This is a genomic window from Pseudomonas sp. SH10-3B, from assembly GCF_019891415.1.
In the GTDB taxonomy this organism is placed as follows: Bacteria; Pseudomonadota; Gammaproteobacteria; order Pseudomonadales; family Pseudomonadaceae; genus Aquipseudomonas.
The window spans coordinates 1-1280 of the sequence record NZ_JAFLXD010000112.1 but is presented as its reverse complement, the minus strand read 5'-3'; the positions used below and the strand labels follow the sequence as shown (position 1 = coordinate 1280).

The following is a 1280-nucleotide window of genomic DNA, read 5'->3' as shown; positions in this document are numbered from 1 at the left end:
TCGGAGATGCCCATCACTTCCATCAGGTCGCTGGACACCACAATCACCGCAATGCCCTGGGCCGCGAGGTTATGGATAATCTGGTAGATCTCGGCCTTGGCGCCGATGTCGATGCCACGCGTCGGCTCATCCAGCAGCAGGACCTTCATGGGCATCGACAGCCAGCGGCCAAGAATGGCTTTCTGCTGGTTGCCGCCGGACAGGTACATGATCTTTTGCGCGGCGGTCGGGGTTTTGACCTTCATCGCCTTGATCTGCTGGTCGGCATTGCCCTTCTCCCAGCCATCGCGCAGCAACCAGCCGAACGAAGAGTGGGCTCCACGCGCGCTGATATTGATGTTCTCAGCGACGCTGGACAGCGGAATGATGCCTTCCTTCTTGCGGTCTTCCGGGCACAGCAGCACACCGGCCGCGATGGCGTCGCGGGGTGAGCGCAATTGCAGGGGTTGCCCACAGAGTTCAAGGCTGCCGGCACTGGCGCGCTCCAAACCGCTGAGCAAACGGAACAACTCCGTGCGCCCTGCCCCGACCAAGCCGAACAAGCCAAGAATCTCGCCCTTGCGCACCTCAAAACTGATCGGCTCACGCAAACCCGGACCCAGCAAACCGTCGACCTTGAGCGCCACCTCACCGTGCTCACGCGGGCGGTAGTCGTAGATGTCCTGGATGTCGCGACCGACCATGCAGGTCACCAACTGGTCGTGGGTCAGCGCGCTCATGTCATCGAAGGTGCGCACGTAGCGGCCGTCCTTGAACACCGTGACCGCGTTGCAGATGCGGAACACCTCTTCCATGCGGTGCGACACGTAGAGCACCACTTTGCCCTCGTCCCGCAGGCGCGTGATGATCGCCATCAGCCGGTCGATCTCCCGCGCCGACAGGCTGCTGGTCGGTTCGTCGAAGGCGATCACATGGGCGCCACGGGACAGCGCCTTGGCGATTTCCACCAGTTGGCGCTGGCCCAGGGACAGGCGGCCGAGTTTTTCCTCGGGGTCGATTTCATCCGCCAGGCCCTTGAGACAGGCCAGGGCCTGCTTGCGCAGCAGGCCCCGGTTGACCACGCCAAAGCGCGAGGGCAAATGCCCGAGGAACAGGTTTTCGGCGACGGTCATTTCCGGCACCAGGTGCAGCTCCTGGTGAATCACCGCCACACCGCTGGCGATGCTGTCGGCGGCGCACTTGAACGCCATGGTCTGCGCGCCGATCTGCACCGTGCCGCTGCTGGGAATATAGGCGCCGCCGAGGATCTTCAGCAGCGTCGACTTGCCCGCACCGTTCTC

1 protein-coding gene is annotated in these 1280 nt (G+C 63.3%); it reads right to left on the bottom strand.

The genetic code is table 11. The annotated features are described in order from the left end of the window. A partial coding sequence (gene araG / locus J1G35_RS30565) for an L-arabinose ABC transporter ATP-binding protein AraG (protein ID WP_223016867.1) occupies positions 1-1280 on the bottom strand: 1280 nt, incomplete at both ends.